This window comes from Streptomyces litchfieldiae (assembly GCF_031845365.1).
GTDB lineage: Bacteria > Actinomycetota > Actinomycetes > Streptomycetales > Streptomycetaceae > Streptomyces > Streptomyces litchfieldiae.
Genome location: NZ_JAVREL010000002.1, coordinates 507,884 through 524,527, shown reverse-complemented (window position 1 = coordinate 524,527; position 16,644 = coordinate 507,884). Strand labels below are relative to the sequence as shown.

Here is a 16,644-nt window from a genome sequence, read left to right as displayed (position 1 = left end):
CACGCGCGATATCGGCAAGCGCGGTCTATTGCTGCCCTGGGTTATCCTGGCCCTGGCTGGCGGCAACGACGAAGGCGAGGAGAGCGATGACGCGTCCCGAACCGGGTCTCGCCCAGGGCTGGTGCGCCCTGTCCGCACTGCACGACCGCATCGAGGCGCACGTCGAACGCGCCCTCCAGGCGGGCCACGGCCTGAGCGTCCGCGAGTACTCCGTGCTCAACGTCCTCAGCCAGCAGCACGACGGCGACGGCGGCCACTTCCGGATGAACCAGCTCGCCGACGCGGTCGTCCTCAGCCAGAGCGCCACCACCCGCCTGGTCAACCGGCTGGAAGACCGCGGCCTGTTGACCCGCTACCTGTGCCCCACCGACCGGCGCGGGATCTACACGGATGTCACCGAGGCCGGCCGCCGCCTGCTGGAGGAGGCCCGCCCGACGAACGACACCGCCCTGCGCGAGGCGCTCGACCAGGCCGGGCAGCGCCCCGACCTGGCACCGCTCGTCGCAGCGGTGCGGACGTTGCAGGTCGAGCCGGCCCGCTCCTGAGGTGGTGCCCCGCGCGCCTGTCCATGACCTCGCACGTCATCGACCGGTCCGGCCGCGCCCGGCAGGCTGGCCCCCATGACGACCGACACCGACACCACCCGCGCCGTGGTGCGCGCGTTCCTCGACCGCTTCGCCGAGGGGTCGGCCGAGCGGCTGGCCGAGCTGTTCGCCGAGCCGGTCGACTGGCAGATCGCGCCCAACCCCGCCGTGCCCTGGATCAAGCCGCGGCGCACCCGCGCCGATGTGGCCGCGCACTACGCGGACATCGCCGCGCACACCGTGCCTGAGCACGCGACCGCCGTTGTCGACGCCGTCGTCGTGGACGGCGCGGAGGCCATGGTCGCCGGGCGGCTGGGCGGCACCGTCCGGGCCACGCGAAGGCCGTTCCACTCCCCGTTCGCGCTGCGGATCACCGTCGACGGCGCCGGGCTGATCAGCCGCATGTGCGTGTACGAGGACAGCCTCGCGATCGCCGACGCCTGCGGCGCCGACGTGTCCGATTCGTTCAAGACCGCCGGAGGGGCCGCTGCCTAGGCTGCGCCGCATGGAACCTCGACTCGACCTCATCGGCATCGTCACCGACGACATGGCCGCCTCGCTCGCCTTCTACCGGCGGCTGGGCGTCCCGGTCCCCGACCTCGTGGAGAAGGACGCCCCGCACGTCGAGGCCGTCCTGCCCGGCGGGCTGCGCCTGGCCTGGGACTCCGCGGAGATGGTCCGGAGCATCACCCCGGAGTGGGACCCGCGCCCGGCCGGCCAGCGCGTGGGACTGGCCTTCCTGTGCGACGGCCCGGCCGAAGTGGACCGGACCTACGCGGAACTGGTCGCGGCGGGCCACCCGGGCGAACAGGAGCCCTGGGACGCGTTCTGGGGCCAGCGCTACGCCGTCGTCCGCGACCCGGACGGCAACAGCGTGGACCTGTTCGCGCCCCTGCCGGTCAACGCCTAGGCCGGTTCGAGCAGTTCGGTCACCGGCACGCCCGCCAGGGCCCGCACCTCGCGGGCCAGGTGCGGCTGGTCCGCGTAGCCCGCCCGGGCGGCGGCGGTCGCCAGCGGGACGCCGTCCCGGGCCAGTTCGAGGGCGCGCTGCATGCGCAGCACGCGCGTCAGCGTCTTGGGCCCATAGCCGAACGCCACCAGGCAACGGCGCCGCAACTGCCGCTCGCTCAGGCCAAGTTGTCGCGCGGTGGCACCGACCCCCGCGCCGCGCCGCAGCGCCTCGACGGCGGCCGGCCGCCACCCGCCGCCCACCCCGGCCGGGGGCTCGGCACGCGACAGCCGCTCGCCGGCCACGGCCTCCAGCGCGGCCCCCGGGTCCGGGGCCGCCGCGACGCGTTCGAGCAGCTCCCGCACCCGGTCCGGTGGCCACAGGTCGGCCAACGGCACCCGCAGATCGGTCAGTTCATCGGCGGGCACCCCGAACACGGCCGGCCCGGTGCCCGGCGCGAACCGCAGCCCGACGTGCTCGTGGCCGACGGCCCGTTCGACCAGATGGGCACGGGTGTCGGGCCCGGCCACCAGCAGCGTTCCGGCGCTCCAGATCAGATCCATGCAGCCGTCGGGCAGCACCCGGCCGACGCCGGGCGCGACCGGCGCGTTGTCCCAGACGACGGCGTCGCCGCCGAGAAGCGAAGGTCTCTCCCGGTACACGCCTCCAGCATGCGCCATGCGCGAGGGGCCTGCTCGGGCATCGGCCGGTGCCTCGGTCGTGGCGACGGCGCTGCGGCGTGCCAAGTGCGCGAAGGGGTCCTTGAGTTCGGACGGGCCGACGGCCTCGATGTTCGCGCCGAGGTCTTCGGCACGCTCCTCATCATCCGCCGGGAAGCGGTCACGACCTGGCCGGCCGCCGGGGCCCGCGCGGTGGGCGCCCCGCTCGGAATGCCACGGGACCGGTTCGGCGTCACCTGGGTCGTGGACATCCTCAGCGAGTACCGCGCGTCCTGACCGGCGGTGCACACTTCCCGGATGCGCCATCTCGGACTTCTCACGCTCGTCGTCCCCGACTACGACGAGGCCATCGCCTACTACACCGGCCGGCTCGGCTTCGAGCTGCGCGAGGACACCGCGCTGGCGCCGCCCGAGCCGCCGGGGAAACGGTGGGTCGTGGTGGCACCCGGGCCCGGCGCGCAGACGGGGCTGCTGCTCGCCCGCGCCGCGAACGACCGGCAGCGCGAGCGGGTGGGCGACCAGACCGGCGGCCGGGTCGGCTTCTTCCTGTACACCGACGACTTCGAGGCCGACTTCCGCCGGTTCACCGAGGCGGGCGTCACCATCGAAAAGGCGCCGCGCGACGAACGGTACGGCCGGGTCGCGGTGTTCACCGACCTCTACGGCAACCGCTGGGACCTCATCCAGCCCGCCCAGGGTTCGGGCAGCCCCTCGGCGTAGGCGCGCAGCAGCTCCAGCAGCCGGTTCGCGGGCTGCGCCGACCAGTGGACCCAGCCCGGCTCCGGCGGAGTCGGCAGCCGGAAGACGGCCCACACCAGGTGGTGCCACAGCACGCGGGCGGCCCACTGGCGGCCGTCGGCCGGGCCGGGCAGCGCGTCGAGGTAGCCGTCCAGCACGTGCGGCAGTGACCGCGGCGGCACCTTCGCAAACTCGGTGGCCGGGTCGGCCACGGCCGCGTCGCCCCAGTCGAGCAGGGCGGACAGGGCGCCGGTGCGGGCGTCGAGCAGCAGGTTGCCGGCCGCGATGTCGCCGTGGATGAGGACCGGCCGGGGGTCGGTGGGCGCCGCCTGGGCAAGTTGGGCCAGCCAGCCGGTGAGCCAGTCGGCCAGGCCGGGGCTCAACTCGCCCTGGGCGGCCAACTGTTGGATGCCGGGCCCGGGGTCGCCGACGGTGTCGGCCGGCACCCCGGCGCGCACGGCGTCGGGGATCGGCGCGGCGTGCAGCAGCGCCAGTTCGCGCCCCAGCTCCCGGTAGGCCGCGGCGCCCGGCTCGCCGTCCGCGCCCCGTCCGTGCGCCCGGCGCTGCACCAGATAGGGCGCGCCGTCGAAGCCGTCGTCCGCCTCGGCGTACTCCACCACCTCGGGCGTGCGCACGCCCAGCGCCCGCGCGTGCGGGATGACGAGCGCCTCCTTCCGCAGGTCACCGGCGAACTCCGGTTCCGGGCGGGCGACCTTGAGGACCAGGTCCTCGCCCAGCAGATAGACGAAGCCCGCGATGCCCTGCGCCGCGGCCGGCGCCACCTCGGCATCGGCCACGCCGTGCCGGCGCGCGACGGCCCGGGCGCCCGCGAGGTCGGGGATCCGGGGCGGGGAGGCTGTCATGGCAGGGGAGGCTATCCCGCCGCCCGTCCCGCCCCACACCCCGGCTACCCTCGGCCCGGCCGGAACGTCCGGCCCCGCGCCGTTCCCGACACCGCCGCCACATAGGCGCCCGCCACCCCGGCCACGGGCGTTCCGGCGGCCGGGTCCCTCCCCAGCAAGGCCAGCGTCTCGGCCACCCAGCCCGGCCCGACCGCGTTCACCCGTATCCCGCGCGGCATCTCCCCGGCCACCGCCGCCACGAACGCCTCCAGCCCCGCGTTCACCAGCGCGCCGAACGAGGCGCCCGGCAGCGGTTCGTCGAACACCCCGCTGGTCAGCGTCACCGAGCCACCGTCCCGCACCCACCGGAGCGCCTGCCGCACCAGCAGCACCTGCCCCAGCAGCTTGCCGTCCAGCCCGGTCAGAAACTCCGCGTCCGCGCCCTCCGTTATCCGCACCAGCGCCCCGCTCGCCGCGCAGCACACCACCGCGTCCACCTCGCCGACCGCCGCGAGCAGCGCGGCCACCGACGCCGGATCCGCCATGTCCACCCGCAGCTCCGGCTCCGCCGCACCGCGCGACGCCCGCACCACCTCGTGCCCCGCCTCGCCGAACGCGGCCGTCACCGCCCGTCCAATGGTGCCCGTGGCACCGATCACCAAGATCCGCATGCCGTTCAGCCTCGCCCGCCGGTCCTCCCCCAGCCAGCCCCCTGTCAGGTGCAGGCAGACTGGCCGCATGCGCAGGCCCCACTCCGACCTCGGCACGTTCCTCCGCTCCCGGCGCGCGCGGCTGCGCCCCGCCGACGCCGGGCTCCCCGACCTCGGCGGGCGCCGTCGCGTGCCCGGCCTGCGCCGCGAGGAACTGGCCCGGCTGGCCGGCATCAGCCCCGGCTACTACACCCGCCTCGAACAGGGCCTCAGCCCCAACGTGTCCGACGCCGTCCTCGACGCCATCGCCCGCGTGCTGCGGCTGGACCCCACCGAGCGCCACCACCTCGGCACGCTCGCGCACCCGCGCCCGGCCGCCCCGCCACCGCCCGAACACCTGCGCCCGGCCGTGCGGACCCTGGTGGCCTCCCTCGGCCCCACGCCCGCCCTCGTGCTGGGCCGGCGCGCCGACGTCCTCGCCTGGAACCGGCTCGCGCACGCCCTCCTCGCGCCCCACCTGGACTTCGCCGCGCGCCCCAACGTGGCCCGGCTCGTCTTCCTCGACCCGCGCACCAGGGAGCTGTACGGCGACGGCTGGCCCGCCAAGTGCCAGGACACGGTGGCCGATCTGCGCCTCGTCGCCGGCCGCCACCCCGGCGACCGCGCGCTGGCCACCCTCATCGCCGAACTCACCGACGGCAGCGAGCAGTTCGCCGCCCTGTGGCGCGCCCACCCGGTCCGCGTCTGCGCCGCGCACACCCGCCACTACCGGCACCCCACGGCGGGCCCGCTCACCCTCGCCGACGAGCTGCTCCAGCTCCCGGACGACCCCGGCCTGCGCCTGGTGCTGTGGAGCGCCGAGCCCGGCAGCCCCTCCGCCACGGCGCTGGACACGCTGCGCCGGACCGCCCGGGAGAGTCAGGACACCCCGTCGTAGACCAGCCTCAGCAGCCGCACCAGCTCGCGCCGTTCACCGGCGGACAACGGCGCCAGCAGCTCGTCCTGCACCGCCTCCACCGCCCGGTACCCCCGCTCGAGCTGCCGCAGCCCGGCCTCCGTCACGGTGATCACGTTCCGCCGCCGGTCGGCCGGATCCGGGCTGCGGACCACGAACCCGTCGGCCGCCAGCTCGTTGATCGCCGCGACCACGTCGCTGCGGTCGATGCCGCACCGCCGCCCCAGCGCGGCCTGGCTCGCCGGGCCGAACTCGTCCAGCGCCGAGAGCAGCGCGTAGTGGTAACGCCGCGCCCCGATGCCCGCGAACGCCTCGGCCACCAGCCGCCCGGCGTGCGTCGCCGTGTGCGTGATCAGCCAGCTCGCCGTGGACCGCAGCCGCTCGGGAGCGCGGTCACCGCCCGCCGTTTCCATGCCCGCACCCTAACAACCCACCACCGGCCGCCACTCGCGCACGGCGGCCATCCGCACCCCCGGCAGCGCGTAGTACGGGTCCGCCGCCATGATCCGGTCCAGCTCGGCGCGGTCCACGTCGAACACCAGCAGCGCGCCCGCGTCGTCCGTCCAGGGCCCGGCCATCAGCAGGCGCCCCTCCTCCCGCAGCCGGCCCAGCAGTTCGCGGTGCGCCGCGCGCCCGGCCAGCCGCTCGGGCGCGGCCGGAACGTCGAATTCGAGCTCAACGATCATCATGCGGCCGACGGTACGGTCGGGAGGGTGAGCCCGTCTGTATCGGCCGATACACCCGACGCCTTCGCCGCGCTGCGCGCCGTGCCGCTGCTCGCCGCGCTGCCCGACGACCAACTGCGCGCCCTGTGGGGAGCCTCCGTGCCCCGCGAGCACCCGGCCGGGCAGGTGCTGCGCCGCGCCGGCGCGCCCGCCACCCATCTGCTGCTCCTGCTGCGCGGCCGGGTGTCCGCGGGGGTCACCACCCCGGACGGGCGCCTGGTCACCCACGGCGAGTGGACCGGCCCGCGCGCCCTGGACAAGGTGGCGGTCATCGACGGCCGGGGCCACACCGCCACGCTCACCGCCACCACGCCCTGTCTCGTCCGGGCCCTGCCGCGCGACCGTTTCCTCGCCCTCACCGACGACGCGCCCGCCGTCCGCGCGCACGTCCTGCGCGTGCTGGCCGCCGAAGTCCGCCGGGAACGCGCCCGGTTCACCGCCGCGGCCACCCGGACCACCGAGGCCCGGCTCGCCGACTGGCTGCTGATCAACGCGGGCGCGGCGGGCGCCGGCGGCCGGGTCCCGTTCCCCGGCGCCGGCACCCAGCAGGACCTCGCCGACCACCTCGGCGTCTCCCGTGTCACGGTCAACCGCGCCCTCGCCCGGCTCCGCCGCGCGGGACTCGTCGAGGTCGACCGGTGCGGCGTGCTCCTGCGCGCGCCCGAACTGCTGCGCCTCAGGTCGTGTAGTCCGCGTTGATCCGGATGTAACCGGCGGACAGGTCACAGCCGTACACGGTCGACTCGCCCTCGCCCAGGCCCAGCGAGACGCCGATCTCCACCTCGTCCGCGGCCATCACCGCGACCAGCTCCGCCAGCGTCTCGTCCCCCGGCTCGGCCGGGTACACCTCCAGCGCGCCGAACCGCACCGTCACCTTGTCCGGCTCGATGTCGGTGTCGTCCACGTTCTTGCCGATCGCCATCACGACCCGGCCCCAGTTGGGGTCGGCGCCGTGCACGGCGGTCTTCACCAGCGGCGAGTTGACCACGCTCTTCGCCACCCGCTTGGCCTGCGCCGCGTCCCGGGCGCCGGTGACGGTCACGCGCAGCAGCTTGGTGGCGCCCTCGCCGTCCCGCGCCAACTGCTTCGTCAGATCCAGGCACACCTCGCGCAGCGCCGCCGCGAACTCCCCCGGATCCACCGGGCCGGCCGCGCCGTTGGCTATCAGCGACACGGTGTCGGAGGTCGAGGTGTCGGTGTCCACGCTCAGGCAGTTGAACGTGGCGTCCACCGCGCCGCGCAGCGCCGCGTCCAGCTCCGGCCGCGCCACCTCGGCGTCCGTGAAGAGATACGCCAGCATCGTGGCCATGTTGGGCTCCAGCATGCCCACGCCCTTGGCCACCCCGACGATCCGGGCGCCGCCCACCGTGCGCGCACACGTCTTGGGCCGGGTGTCGGTCGTCATCATCGCCCGCGCCACCCGCTCCGGGTCCGCGTCGAACGGGCCCGGCCCGGCCAGCCGGGCGCGGATCGCCTCCATCGGCAGCGGCCGGCCGATCACCCCGGTGGAGCCGATCAGCACCTCGTCGTCCGCCACCCCCACGATGCGGGCCACCCGTCCGGCCACCTCCGCGGCGTTCTCCTCGCCGCGCCGGCCGGTGGCCACGTTCGCGTTCTGGGCCAGGGTCACCACCACGCGCAGCCGCCCGCCCGCGGCGTGCCGCCGGCTGAGCAGCACGGCCGGTCCGGCGAACCGGCTCCGCGTGAACACGGCGGCGCTGACGGACGGCAGGTCGGAGGCGACGATGGAGATGTCGTCACCGTGCTCGCGCAGGCCGCCGTGGCCGGTGTAGGCGCGGAAGCCGGTGGGCCACTTCTCGACTGAATGAGTATGCGTCATGCGACATATAATTGCACGGCGCGGTCGCGCGTCACCCCGAGATACGGGCTTCGATGCCGTCGAGCAGGAAGTCGAGGCCGGTCCGGAAGGTCTCGTCGGCGTCCAGGTGGGCGGCATCGCGCACCACCGTGGCCAGCGCGGGGAATCGGCCGGTGGCGAAGGTGCGCTCCAGATAGGGCCCGAGTGAGGCCTGCCAACGCTTCTCGTCCATCCCGGTGGCCCGCTCCGCACGCCGCTCGGCGATCTCCCGGCGCACCGCGCCGATCACGTACGCGTTGACCGCGGCGACCACCGGCATGACGGCGTCCACGTCGATGTCGCCCAGTGCGGCCACCACGGTCTCCCCACTGGCCAGCGCGTGCGGCCCGAGCTGGGGCCGGCCACCCAGGAGATCGGCGAGCCACTCGTGCTCGTGAGCGGCGTGCCGAGTGGCTTCGGCAAGGGACCGGAGCACCTCCCGCCAGCCTTCTCCGACCGGCCGGATCTCGGCGTGGGCGGCGTCGACCATCAGGTCGAGCAACTCCTCCTTGCTGGCGATGTAGCCGTACAGCCGCATCGGACGGACGCCCAGCACGGTGGCGACCTTGCGCAGCGACACCGCGTCCAGGCCGTCGGCGTCGGCCAGTTGGATGGCCGCTCGCACGATCCGTTCCCGGCTCAACGGGGCCGGCACGGGTCGATCCGGCGGCTCCGGCCTCTCCCACACCAACATGCCGCTCACCATACACCGCATCGGAGCGATACAGTGTATCGGCCAGTACAGTGTATCGAAGGAGAGGCAGCCATGAACATCGCCATCGTCGGAGCCGGCTTGGGCGGCCTGGCCCTTGCCCGGGTGCTGCACGTGAACGGCATCGACGCCGTCGTGTATGAACGCGAATCGTCGCGCGATGCGCGCGGTCAGGGCGGCATGCTCGACATCCACTCCGGCCAGCGGGCACTGCGCGAGGCCGGTCTGATCGACCAGTTCCACGCGATCGCCCGTGGTGAGGGCCAGGACATGCGCCTTCTCGAGCCGGACGGCACCCTGCTGCTCCAGGAGGACACGCCCGACGACGCCCCGCTCGAGCGACCCGAGGTCGACCGCGCCGATCTGCGCGACCTGCTGCTGGATTCCCTCCCCGAGGACATGGTGCGCTGGGGGCACGCGTTCACATCCGCCGACAACGGCCTGGCGCACTTCGCCGACGGCGGCAGTGCGGCGTATGACCTGCTGGTCGGCGCGGACGGCGCACGGTCCCGGGTCCGCACGCTGCTCACCGACGCCCGCCCGGCGCATATCGGCCAGAACGTCGTCGAGGTCGGCATTCCCGACATCGACCGCACACACCCCGACCTCGCGACGATGGTCGGGCGCGGCAACTACTGGGTGCTCGGCAACGGCATATCCCTGGCCGCGCAGCGCAACGGCGACGGCCGCGTGCGCATCGGCGTCAGCTTCTACCACACCGCCGAGGACTGGTTCGCCACCAGCGGCATCCCGTTCGACGACCCGGCCGCCGCCCGGGCGCGGCTGATCGACCTGCTCCCCGGCTGGGACTCCCGGATCACCGCGCTGATCGCGGCCTGCGACGACACGGTCGTGCCGCGGTCGATCACCACTCTCCCGGTCGGCCTGACCTGGCCGTCCAGGCCGGACGTCACACTGCTCGGCGACGCCGCGCACCTGATGCCGCCGGTGGGAGAGGGCGCCAACATGGCGCTGCTCGACGGCGCCCTGCTCGGCCTCGCGCTGGCCGCGCACCCGGGCGACTTCCCCGCCGCCGTCAAGGAATACGAACACGAGATGTTCGAACGCACCAGCGCCGCCGCCCGAATGTCCGCGGACTTGCAGGAGATGCTGATGTCGCCGGACGCCGCCCAGAAAATGCTCGCCTTCTTCCAACCTGGCTAGAAGCCGCCCTCCATGTTCACAAAGCGGGAGTAGTGGCCCTGGAACGCCACCGTGATCGTCGCCGTCGGGCCGTTGCGGTGCTTGGCCACGATCAGGTCCGCCTCGCCCGCGCGCGGGGACTCCTTCTCATAGGCGTCCTCCCGGTGCAGCAGGATGACCATGTCGGCGTCCTGCTCGATCGATCCCGACTCGCGGAGGTCCGAAACCATCGGCTTCTTGTCCGTCCGCTGCTCGGGGCCACGGTTGAGCTGGGACAGCGCCACCACCGGGACCTCCAGCTCCTTCGCGAGCAGCTTCAGGTTCCGCGACATCTCCGAGACCTCCTGCTGCCGGCTCTCCGGGCGGCGGCTGCCGCCCGTCTGCATGAGCTGCAAGTAGTCGATGATGATCAGTTGCAGGTCGTTGCGCTGCTTCAGCCGACGGCACTTGGCGCGGATCTCCATCATCGACAGGTTCGGCGAGTCGTCGATGTACAGAGGGGCCTCGTTCACCTCGGCCATCTGGCGCGCGAGCCGGTTCCAGTCCTCGTCCGTCATGCTGCCGGACCGCATGTGGTGCAGCGCCACCCGCGCCTCCGCCGACAGCAGGCGCATCGCGATCTCGTTGCGCCCCATCTCCAGCGAGAAGATGACGCTCGGCAGCTTGTGCCGGATCGAGCAGGCCCGCGCGAAGTCCAGCGCCAGCGTCGACTTGCCCATCGCCGGCCGGGCCGCGATCACGATCATCTGGCCCGGGTGCAGGCCGTTGGTCAGCGAGTCCAGATCGGTGAAGCCCGTGGGCACGCCGGTCATCTCGCCGCTGCGATTGCTGATCGCCTCGATCTCGTCGAGCGCGCCCTCCATGATCTCGCCCAGCGGCAGATAGTCCTCCGCCGTGCGCTGCTCGGTGACCTGATAGATCTCCGCCTGGGCCGCGTTCACGATGTCGTCGACGTCGCCGTCCGCCGCATACCCCATTTGGGTGATCCGGGTACCGGCCTGCACCAGGCGGCGCAGCACCGCCCGGTCGTGCACGATCTCCGCGTAGTACTCGGCGTTGGCCGCCGTGGGGACCATGTGCACCAAGGAGTGCACATACCCCGCGCCCCCCACCTTGGCCAGCTCGCCGCGCTTCGTCAGCTCGGCGGCGATGGTGATCGGGTCGGCCGGCTCACCCTTCGCGTACAGGTCGAGAATCGCGCTATAGATGGTCTCGTGCGCGGGCTTGTAGAAGTCCGGGCCGCGCAGCACCTCCACCACGTCCGCGATCGCGTCCTTGGACAAGAGCATGCCGCCCAGCACAGACTGCTCCGCCGCCAGGTCCTGCGGTGGCACCCGCTCGAACGCGGCGCGCTCCTCGTCGCCGCCATCCGCGCCGTGCCGGGGCCGGGACATCGGTGGCGGCTCCTCGGTGTCCGTCCCGACCCACGGTCCCGCGTGCTCGTCGAGATCAGCCACCGACCCCGCCTCCCTCCGGCCTCGCAAACCGCCGCGCTGCTACCCATTGATACGCCAGGGCTCTGACATTCCGCGGAGATTCCGCGCCGAGCGGGGACCTACGGTACGGCCAGTACGGGGGAGGACCAACCAAGTTATCCACAGGCTATGTGGATTTCAGATCGCACCCTGTGGATGACTCGGCGATTCCTGTGGACGAAGCGGGGGACGACCCTGTGGAGAACTTCGCTGCGATCCTCGCGGACCCATCCTGACCTGCGGATTACTCATCCACTGCCTGTGTGCGGGAAAAAGTTGCCCCCGCTCGCCGAGATCACGTCAACCAACGCAGACCATCACACCGCCGGGCGCAGAAAGTAAGGACCCAAACTCGCTTGCGTCCATTACCTGTGGATGTTTGGATCGGACCATGCCCCCAGCGTCACCCCCTGCCGCGCTCCCTGCCCCGAACGAGCGGCGGCGCACCGCGCGCCGCCATGACCGCGAGATCCTCCAGCTCGCCCTCCCGGCCTTCGGCGCGCTGGTCGCCGAGCCGCTGTTCCTGCTGGCCGACAGCGCGATGGTCGGCCACCTCGGCACCCCGCAGCTCGCCGGACTCGGCGTCGCCGCCGCCCTGCTCACCACCGCCGTCAACGTCTTCATCTTCCTCGCCTACGCCACCACCGCGGCCGTCTCCCGCAGCGTCGGCGCCCGCGATCTGTCCACCGCCATCCGGCAGGGCATGGACGGCATCTGGCTCGCCGCCATCCTGGGGCTCACCATCGCCGCCGCCGTCCTCGCGACCGCGCCCGTCCTGGTGGACGCCTTCGGCGCCTCGTCCACCGCCGCCTCGCACGCCGTCACCTATCTGCGGATCAGCGCCCTCGGCATCCCCGCCATGCTGATCGTGCTCGCCGCCACCGGCGTGCTGCGCGGCCTCCAGGACACCCGCACCCCGCTCTGGGTCGCCATCGGCGGCTTCACCGCGAACATCGCGCTCAACGCCCTCTTCATCTACGGCCTCGACGCCGGGCTGGCCGGCTCCGCCTGGGGCACCGTCCTCGCCCAGGCCGCGATGGCCGCCGTCTACCTCCGGGTCGTCGTCCGCGGCGCCCGCCGGCACGGGGCCGCGCTGCGTCCGAGCCCCGCCGGGATAGTGGCCAACGCCCGGGCCGGCGTGCCGCTGCTGATCCGCACGCTCTCGCTGCGCGGGATCCTGCTGATCGCCACCGCGGTGGCCGCCCGGCTCGGCGACGCGGACATCGCCGCGCACCAGATCGCGCTCACCCTGTGGACGCTGCTGGCCTTCGCGCTGGACGCCATCGCCATCGCGGGCCAGGCGATCATCGGGCGCTACCTCGGCGCGAACGACGCGGCGGGCGCGGTCGCGGCCTGCCGACGCATGGTGTGGTGGGGGATCGTCTCAGGGCTGGTGCTGGCGCTGCTGACGGCCGCGGCCAGCCCGTTGATCCTGCGGCTGTTCACCGGCGACCAGGAGGTGCGCGACCAACTGCTGCCGGTGCTCTTCGTGATGGCCGTGACGCAGCCCGTCGCGGGCGTCGTCTTCGTGCTCGACGGCGTGCTGATGGGCGCGGGTGACGGGCCCTATCTGGCGGGCGCGATGCTGCTGACGCTGGCGGTGTTCGCGCCGGTGGCGCTGCTGGTGCCCGAGCTGGGCGGCGGCGTGACCGCGCTGTGGTGGGCGATCGCCGGGCTGATGATGGGCGTACGGCTGATCACACTGGGCCTGCGGGCCGCGACGGGCCGCTGGCTGGTCACCGGGGCCGTGCGCGCCTGAGCGGCGGCCGGGCCGCGAACACGCGGTGGCCGCGTCCCCGGAACGGGAACGCGGCCACCGCGGCGCTCACTTGGCGGCGTCGACCTGAACGCCGACGTTCGCGACGACCTCGGGGTGCAGCCGGACGGAGATCCGGTGCGTGCCGAGGCTCTTGATCGGCGTGCTCAGCTCGATGCGGCGCTTGTCCACATCGGGACCGCCCGCGGTCTTCACCGCGGTGGCGATGTCGGCCGGAGTGACGGAGCCGAAGAGGCGCCCGCCGGAGCCGGCGCGGACCTTCAGGCGGACGGTGACGCCCTCGAGCTGCGCCTTCACGTCGTGGGCCTGCTCGATCGAGGCGATCTCGCGGATCTTGCGACCGCGGCGGATCTGCTCGACGTCCTTCTGGCCGCCCTTGGTCCAGCGGATGGCCACACCGCGGGGCAGCAGGTAGTTACGGGCGTACCCGTCCTTCACCTCGACGACATCGCCGGCGGTGCCGAGGCCGGAGACCTCACTGGTCAGGATGATCTTCATGACGCTTGGTCACCCTCTCCTAGCGAGCGGTGGAGGTGTAGGGCAGCAGCGCCATCTCACGGCTGTTCTTGACGGCCGTGGCGACATCACGCTGGTGCTGGGTGCAGTTGCCGGTGACCCGGCGGGCACGGATCTTGCCGCGGTCGGAGATGAACTTCCGCAGCAGGTTCGTGTCCTTGTAGTCGACGTAGGAGATCTTCTCCTTGCAGAACACGCAAACCTTCTTCTTGGGCTTGCGCGCGGGCGGCTTCGCCATGGTGTTTCTCCGGTGAGTTCAAAAGAAGTGTGTGCTGGGCCGGACCCGTCCCGTTAGAAGGGGGGCTCGTCCGAGTAGCCACCGCCACCGCCACCGCCGCCCCAGCCGCCACCGCCCTGCTGGCCGCCGCCGGCCGGCGCGGAGGTCGCCCACGGGTCGCCGCCGGGGGCGCCGCCCTGCTGGCCGCCGCCACCCTGGCCGCCACCCCAGCCGCCGCCACCGCCCGGGCCACCGCCCTGACCGCCACGGCCGGCGGCCCTGGTGACCTTCGCGGTGGCACTGCGCAGGCTGGGGCCGACCTCGTCGACCTCCAGCTCGAAGACCGTGCGCTTGACGCCGTCCCTGTCCTCGTACGAGCGCTGCTTGAGGCGGCCCTGCACGATGACGCGAGTGCCCTTGGTGAGCGACTCCGCCACGTTCTCCGCGGCCTGTCGCCAGACGGAGCAGGTCAGGAAGAGGCTCTCGCCGTCCCGCCACTCGCTGGTCTGCCGGTCGAAGATACGGGGCGTGGACGCGACGCGGAACTTCGCGACCGCCGCACCGGATGGGGTGAAGCGCAGCTCGGGGTCGTCGACCAGGTTGCCGACGACCGTGATGACGGTCTCGCCTGCCATTGGGGGTACCTCTCGGCGCGGGTTAACTGCTGATGCTGCGATGATTACTTATGGCACTGACAGTGCTACTCGGTGCTTCCCGCCACCGTCAGTGGGTGGCGGGACGGAGGACCTTCGTCCGCATGACCGACTCGTTCAGGTTGAGCTGCCGGTCGAGCTCCTTGACGATGTCGGGCTCGGCCTGGAGGTCGATGACGGAGTAGATGCCCTCGGGCTTCTTGTTGATCTCGTAGGCGAGACGCCGGCGACCCCAGGTGTCGACCTTCTCGACCTTGCCGTTGCCCTCGCGGACGACGGACAGAAAGCTTTCGATCAGGGGGGCGACGGAGCGCTCCTCAAGATCGGGGTCGAGGATCACCATCACCTCGTAGTGACGCATGCGAAAACCCACCTCCTCTGGACTCGGGCGGCCACGGACGATCCGTGGCAGGAGGGTCGTGATGCGGTTCGTCTCCGTCGCGCACGCGGGCGCTCGGGGGACGGACAGTACACCGTACCCGCCCTGGGGCCCGGGGTTGAAATCCGGGACGGGAAGGTAGCAATCCGGACACCTCGGGTACACGGGGAGTGGCGGCTGCACGGTGGTCGTGCCGGCTGCTCGGCAGGAGGTGACCCATGGCTCATATAGCGCATCCGCTGACGTATCTGAACACCGACGGCAGGCCGCACCCGCGGGAGAACACGCTGGCGGTGCTGACGCTGTTCCTCGGCCTGGTGGCGGCCGTTTCGTCGATCTCTCCCGGGCTGCACCTGGTGAGCAGTTGGTTCGGGCTGGCGGGGATCGCGACCGGCGGCTGGGCGCAGATGATCTCGGCGACGCCCGGGCAGCGTTTCGTCTCGATCATCGGGCTGGGCGCGGCGGCGGTCGGCTTCTATCTGGGGGTGGCGTACGGCGGCCCGTTCGGGGGCTGGCTGGGTTAGGCCCGTCGTCCGGGGGTTCCCTTCGGCGGGGCGGGGCGGCACCGCGGCGTCCCATGCCGCGGACGGCGCCGTTAGGCTTCCGGCCAGACCCTGCGATTGACGCCGGAGGAGCCCCCCGTATGAGCCTGACCCTGAGGACCATCAGTCGCGAGCAGCATCTGGCGTACATCAACTCGCTGCCGTCGGCGAGCCATATGCAGGTGCCCGCGTGGGGTGATGTGAAGGCCGACTGGCGGTCGGAGTCGCTCGGTTGGTTCGACCGGACCGGGGCCCTGGTGGGCGCCGGCCTCGTGCTGTACCGCCAAGTGCCGCGCGTGAAGCGGTATCTGGCGTATCTGCCGGAGGGGCCGGTGATCAACTGGTTCGCGCCGAATCTGGACGAGTGGCTGAAGCCGATGCTGGCGCACCTGAAGCAGCAGGGCGCGTTCTCGGTGAAGATGGGGCCGCCGGTGGTGATCCGGCGGTGGGACGCCGCCGCGGTGAAGGCTGGCATCCAGAGCCCGGACGCGCGGCGGCTGCGGGACGTGGAGGCCACGTTCATCGAGCCGCGGGCCTTCGAGGTCGCGGACCGGCTGCGGCGGATGGGCTGGCAGCAGGAGGAGTCCGAGGGCGCGGGCTTCGGGGATGTGCAGCCGCGGTACGTGTTCCAGATTCCGCTGCGCGGGCGTTCGCTGGACGACGTGCACAAGGGTTTCAACCAGCTCTGGCGGCGCAACATCAAGAAGGCCGAGAAGGCCGGCGTCCAGGTCGTGCGCGGCGGTTACGACGAGTTGCCCGCGTGGCAGCACCTGTACGAGGTGACCGCGGAGCGTGACAAGTTCCGACCGCGTCCGCTCACCTACTTCCAGCGGATGTGGAAGGTGCTGAACGCCGAGGACCCGGATCGGATGCGTTTGTATTTCGCGATGCACGAGGGCGAGGCGGTGGCGGCGGCGACCATGCTGATCGTGGGTGGGCATGTGTGGTATTCGTACGGTGCCTCCGCCAATCACAAGCGCGAGGTGCGGCCGTCCAACGCGATGCAATGGCGCATGCTCCAGGACGCCTACGCCCTCAAGGCGGACGTGTACGACCTGCGGGGTATCGGTGACTCGCTGGAGGACACCGACCATCTCTTCGGCCTGATCCAGTTCAAGGTGGGGACGGGCGGCGAGGCGGCCGAGTATCTCGGCGAGTGGGATTTCCCGCTCAACAAGCTCCTCCACAAGGCGTTCGACATTTACATGTCGCGGCGCTGATCTTCACTGGGTACACAGAGAAAGGGTCT

General features: G+C 72.5%; 23 protein-coding genes. 11 read left to right on the top strand and 12 right to left on the bottom strand.

The genetic code is table 11. The features are described from left to right. The first annotated feature begins 86 nt into the window (after positions 1-86). The 3 genes from RM590_RS06025 to RM590_RS06015 all read left to right on the top strand — a co-directional run bounded on the left by RM590_RS06025 (position 87) and on the right by RM590_RS06015 (position 1,494). Positions 87-545, top strand: coding sequence for a MarR family winged helix-turn-helix transcriptional regulator (locus RM590_RS06025; protein ID WP_311703312.1), 459 nt, complete (start codon positions 87-89; stop codon positions 543-545). 75 nt (positions 546-620) lie between these two features. Beyond that, positions 621-1,079, top strand: coding sequence for a nuclear transport factor 2 family protein (locus tag RM590_RS06020; RefSeq protein WP_311703311.1), 459 nt, complete (start codon positions 621-623; stop codon positions 1,077-1,079). Positions 1,080-1,089: 10 nt separating this feature from the next. Continuing rightward, positions 1,090-1,494 (top strand): VOC family protein, encoded by a 405-nt coding sequence (locus tag RM590_RS06015; RefSeq protein ID WP_311703310.1) that lies wholly within the window; start codon positions 1,090-1,092, stop codon positions 1,492-1,494. On the opposite strand, the gene RM590_RS06010 is transcribed toward RM590_RS06015, so the two are convergent. Continuing rightward, complete coding sequence (locus RM590_RS06010; protein ID WP_311703309.1) at positions 1,491-2,195, bottom strand: helix-turn-helix domain-containing protein; 705 nt, start codon at positions 2,193-2,195, stop codon at positions 1,491-1,493. The two genes, RM590_RS06015 and RM590_RS06010, sit on opposite strands and share 4 nt — an antisense overlap. Before the next feature lie 84 nt (positions 2,196-2,279). Between RM590_RS06010 and RM590_RS06005 the strand changes: the two genes are divergently transcribed. Further along, entirely contained in the window at positions 2,280-2,489 is a 210-nt protein-coding gene (locus tag RM590_RS06005) for a hypothetical protein (RefSeq protein WP_311703308.1), read from the top strand. 21 nt (positions 2,490-2,510) lie between these two features. Continuing rightward, on the top strand, positions 2,511-2,933 hold the full coding sequence (locus tag RM590_RS06000; RefSeq protein WP_311703307.1) for a VOC family protein: 423 nt from the start codon (positions 2,511-2,513) through the stop codon (positions 2,931-2,933). Here the strand turns inward: RM590_RS06000 and RM590_RS05995 are convergent. Next, the gene (locus RM590_RS05995) at positions 2,873-3,814 is read right to left on the bottom strand and encodes a phosphotransferase family protein (protein WP_311703306.1); all 942 of its coding nucleotides are present in this window, start codon (positions 3,812-3,814) and stop codon (positions 2,873-2,875) included. The two genes, RM590_RS06000 and RM590_RS05995, sit on opposite strands and share 61 nt — an antisense overlap. Before the next feature lie 44 nt (positions 3,815-3,858). Beyond that, complete coding sequence (locus RM590_RS05990) at positions 3,859-4,464, bottom strand: short chain dehydrogenase (RefSeq protein ID WP_311703305.1); 606 nt, start codon at positions 4,462-4,464, stop codon at positions 3,859-3,861. Positions 4,465-4,531: 67 nt separating this feature from the next. Here RM590_RS05990 and RM590_RS05985 point away from each other — a divergent pair, with 67 nt between their 5' ends. Further along, complete coding sequence (locus tag RM590_RS05985) at positions 4,532-5,380, top strand: helix-turn-helix domain-containing protein (protein WP_311703304.1); 849 nt, start codon at positions 4,532-4,534, stop codon at positions 5,378-5,380. On the opposite strand, the gene RM590_RS05980 is transcribed toward RM590_RS05985, so the two are convergent. Both RM590_RS05980 and RM590_RS05975 read right to left on the bottom strand, forming a co-directional pair. Then, a complete protein-coding gene (locus tag RM590_RS05980) occupies positions 5,362-5,811 on the bottom strand; it encodes a MarR family winged helix-turn-helix transcriptional regulator (RefSeq protein ID WP_311703303.1) in 450 nt (149 codons plus the stop codon). The two genes, RM590_RS05985 and RM590_RS05980, sit on opposite strands and share 19 nt — an antisense overlap. A gap of 9 nt (positions 5,812-5,820) precedes the next feature. Continuing rightward, positions 5,821-6,087, bottom strand: a complete 267-nt coding sequence (locus RM590_RS05975; protein WP_311703302.1) for a YciI family protein — start codon at positions 6,085-6,087, stop codon at positions 5,821-5,823. Between the two features lie 24 nt (positions 6,088-6,111). On the opposite strand from RM590_RS05975, the gene RM590_RS05970 reads away from it, so the two are divergent. Continuing rightward, a complete protein-coding gene (locus RM590_RS05970) occupies positions 6,112-6,822 on the top strand; it encodes a Crp/Fnr family transcriptional regulator (protein ID WP_311703301.1) in 711 nt (236 codons plus the stop codon). Here RM590_RS05970 and argJ read toward each other — a convergent pair. After that, entirely contained in the window at positions 6,800-7,963 is a 1,164-nt protein-coding gene (gene argJ / locus RM590_RS05965; RefSeq protein ID WP_311703300.1) for a bifunctional glutamate N-acetyltransferase/amino-acid acetyltransferase ArgJ, read from the bottom strand. The genes RM590_RS05970 and argJ overlap by 23 nt on opposite strands. 31 nt (positions 7,964-7,994) lie before the next feature. Then, the gene (locus RM590_RS05960) at positions 7,995-8,675 is read right to left on the bottom strand and encodes a TetR/AcrR family transcriptional regulator (protein WP_311703299.1); all 681 of its coding nucleotides are present in this window, start codon (positions 8,673-8,675) and stop codon (positions 7,995-7,997) included. 72 nt (positions 8,676-8,747) lie between these two features. On the opposite strand from RM590_RS05960, the gene RM590_RS05955 reads away from it, so the two are divergent. Beyond that, complete coding sequence (locus RM590_RS05955) at positions 8,748-9,857, top strand: FAD-dependent oxidoreductase (protein WP_311703298.1); 1,110 nt, start codon at positions 8,748-8,750, stop codon at positions 9,855-9,857. Here RM590_RS05955 and dnaB read toward each other — a convergent pair. Next, a complete protein-coding gene (dnaB, locus tag RM590_RS05950) occupies positions 9,854-11,230 on the bottom strand; it encodes a replicative DNA helicase (RefSeq protein WP_394813806.1) in 1,377 nt (458 codons plus the stop codon). The two genes, RM590_RS05955 and dnaB, sit on opposite strands and share 4 nt — an antisense overlap. Before the next feature lie 472 nt (positions 11,231-11,702). On the opposite strand from dnaB, the gene RM590_RS05945 reads away from it, so the two are divergent. Then, a complete protein-coding gene (locus RM590_RS05945) occupies positions 11,703-13,070 on the top strand; it encodes an MATE family efflux transporter (RefSeq protein WP_311703296.1) in 1,368 nt (455 codons plus the stop codon). Positions 13,071-13,136: 66 nt separating this feature from the next. Here RM590_RS05945 and rplI read toward each other — a convergent pair whose 3' ends face one another. The 4 genes from rplI to rpsF form a co-directional block, all read right to left on the bottom strand. Next, positions 13,137-13,586, bottom strand: coding sequence for a 50S ribosomal protein L9 (rplI, locus tag RM590_RS05940; protein WP_311703295.1), 450 nt, complete (start codon positions 13,584-13,586; stop codon positions 13,137-13,139). A 19-nt stretch (positions 13,587-13,605) separates the two neighbouring features. After that, entirely contained in the window at positions 13,606-13,842 is a 237-nt protein-coding gene (rpsR, locus tag RM590_RS05935) for a 30S ribosomal protein S18 (protein ID WP_003978893.1), read from the bottom strand. Positions 13,843-13,895: 53 nt separating this feature from the next. Further along, positions 13,896-14,456 carry a single-stranded DNA-binding protein gene (locus tag RM590_RS05930; RefSeq protein WP_311703294.1) on the bottom strand — a complete coding sequence of 187 codons (561 nt, stop codon included), beginning with the start codon at positions 14,454-14,456 and terminating at the stop codon, positions 13,896-13,898. Positions 14,457-14,544: 88 nt separating this feature from the next. Continuing rightward, positions 14,545-14,835, bottom strand: a complete 291-nt coding sequence (gene rpsF, locus RM590_RS05925) for a 30S ribosomal protein S6 (RefSeq protein ID WP_086159647.1) — start codon at positions 14,833-14,835, stop codon at positions 14,545-14,547. Between the two features lie 236 nt (positions 14,836-15,071). Between rpsF and RM590_RS05920 the strand changes: the two genes are divergently transcribed. Then, a complete protein-coding gene (locus RM590_RS05920) occupies positions 15,072-15,377 on the top strand; it encodes a hypothetical protein (RefSeq protein WP_311703293.1) in 306 nt (101 codons plus the stop codon). A gap of 119 nt (positions 15,378-15,496) precedes the next feature. Next, positions 15,497-16,615 carry a lipid II:glycine glycyltransferase FemX gene (locus tag RM590_RS05915; protein ID WP_311703292.1) on the top strand — a complete coding sequence of 373 codons (1,119 nt, stop codon included), beginning with the start codon at positions 15,497-15,499 and terminating at the stop codon, positions 16,613-16,615. Positions 16,616-16,644: the final 29 nt, after the last annotated feature.

Coding starts and splice junctions, on each gene's coding strand:
- RM590_RS05995 (WP_311703306.1), bottom strand. CDS start 3,814: ATGACAGCCTCCCCGCCCCGGATCCCCGACCTCGCGGGCGCCCGGGCC.
- RM590_RS05975 (WP_311703302.1), bottom strand. CDS start 6,087: ATGATGATCGTTGAGCTCGAATTCGACGTTCCGGCCGCGCCCGAGCGG.
- RM590_RS05985 (WP_311703304.1), top strand. CDS start 4,532: ATGCGCAGGCCCCACTCCGACCTCGGCACGTTCCTCCGCTCCCGGCGC.
- rplI (WP_311703295.1), bottom strand. CDS start 13,586: ATGAAGATCATCCTGACCAGTGAGGTCTCCGGCCTCGGCACCGCCGGC.
- rpsF (WP_086159647.1), bottom strand. CDS start 14,835: ATGCGTCACTACGAGGTGATGGTGATCCTCGACCCCGATCTTGAGGAG.
- RM590_RS06020 (WP_311703311.1), top strand. CDS start 621: ATGACGACCGACACCGACACCACCCGCGCCGTGGTGCGCGCGTTCCTC.
- argJ (WP_311703300.1), bottom strand. CDS start 7,963: ATGACGCATACTCATTCAGTCGAGAAGTGGCCCACCGGCTTCCGCGCC.
- rpsR (WP_003978893.1), bottom strand. CDS start 13,842: ATGGCGAAGCCGCCCGCGCGCAAGCCCAAGAAGAAGGTTTGCGTGTTC.
- RM590_RS06025 (WP_311703312.1), top strand. CDS start 87: ATGACGCGTCCCGAACCGGGTCTCGCCCAGGGCTGGTGCGCCCTGTCC.
- RM590_RS05990 (WP_311703305.1), bottom strand. CDS start 4,464: ATGCGGATCTTGGTGATCGGTGCCACGGGCACCATTGGACGGGCGGTG.
- RM590_RS05930 (WP_311703294.1), bottom strand. CDS start 14,456: ATGGCAGGCGAGACCGTCATCACGGTCGTCGGCAACCTGGTCGACGAC.
- RM590_RS05960 (WP_311703299.1), bottom strand. CDS start 8,675: ATGTTGGTGTGGGAGAGGCCGGAGCCGCCGGATCGACCCGTGCCGGCC.
- RM590_RS05920 (WP_311703293.1), top strand. CDS start 15,072: ATGGCTCATATAGCGCATCCGCTGACGTATCTGAACACCGACGGCAGG.
- RM590_RS05980 (WP_311703303.1), bottom strand. CDS start 5,811: ATGGAAACGGCGGGCGGTGACCGCGCTCCCGAGCGGCTGCGGTCCACG.
- RM590_RS05945 (WP_311703296.1), top strand. CDS start 11,703: ATGCCCCCAGCGTCACCCCCTGCCGCGCTCCCTGCCCCGAACGAGCGG.
- RM590_RS05915 (WP_311703292.1), top strand. CDS start 15,497: ATGAGCCTGACCCTGAGGACCATCAGTCGCGAGCAGCATCTGGCGTAC.
- RM590_RS05955 (WP_311703298.1), top strand. CDS start 8,748: ATGAACATCGCCATCGTCGGAGCCGGCTTGGGCGGCCTGGCCCTTGCC.
- RM590_RS06000 (WP_311703307.1), top strand. CDS start 2,511: ATGCGCCATCTCGGACTTCTCACGCTCGTCGTCCCCGACTACGACGAG.
- RM590_RS06015 (WP_311703310.1), top strand. CDS start 1,090: ATGGAACCTCGACTCGACCTCATCGGCATCGTCACCGACGACATGGCC.
- dnaB (WP_394813806.1), bottom strand. CDS start 11,230: ATGTCCCGGCCCCGGCACGGCGCGGATGGCGGCGACGAGGAGCGCGCC.